Below are 419 nucleotides of genomic sequence, written 5' to 3'. Positions count from 1 at the left end.
TCACCTACGCGTAGGATACCGCGCTCGATACGACCAGTAACTACAGTACCACGACCTTGGATTGAGAATACATCTTCAATAGGAAGTAGGAACGGTAGATCAACAGCACGCTCTGGAAGTGGAATGTAAGAATCTAGTGCTTCTGCAAGCTCAACGATCTTGTCTTCCCACTGCTTTTCGCCGTTTAGAGCGCCAAGTGCAGAACCTTGAATTACTGGAAGGTCGTCTCCTGGGTACTCGTACTCAGAAAGAAGTTCACGAACTTCCATTTCTACTAGCTCAAGTAGCTCTTCGTCATCAACCATGTCACATTTGTTCATGAATACGATGATGTAAGGGATACCAACTTGACGACCAAGTAGGATGTGCTCACGAGTTTGTGGCATAGGGCCATCTGTAGCAGCAACAACTAGGATACC

1 protein-coding gene is annotated in these 419 nt (G+C 46.5%); it reads right to left on the bottom strand.

Going from position 1 to position 419, the window contains the following annotated elements; genetic code table 11:
- The coding region (locus OQJ75_RS22475) for a GTP-binding protein (protein ID WP_266067301.1) at nt 1-419 on the bottom strand (419 nt) is incomplete at both ends.

Source organism: Vibrio sp. 14G-20 (genome assembly GCF_026241515.1).
Classification (GTDB): Bacteria; Pseudomonadota; Gammaproteobacteria; order Enterobacterales; family Vibrionaceae; genus Vibrio.
Note: the sequence above shows the minus strand (reverse complement) of the source record. Positions and strands in the feature narration are given on the sequence as shown.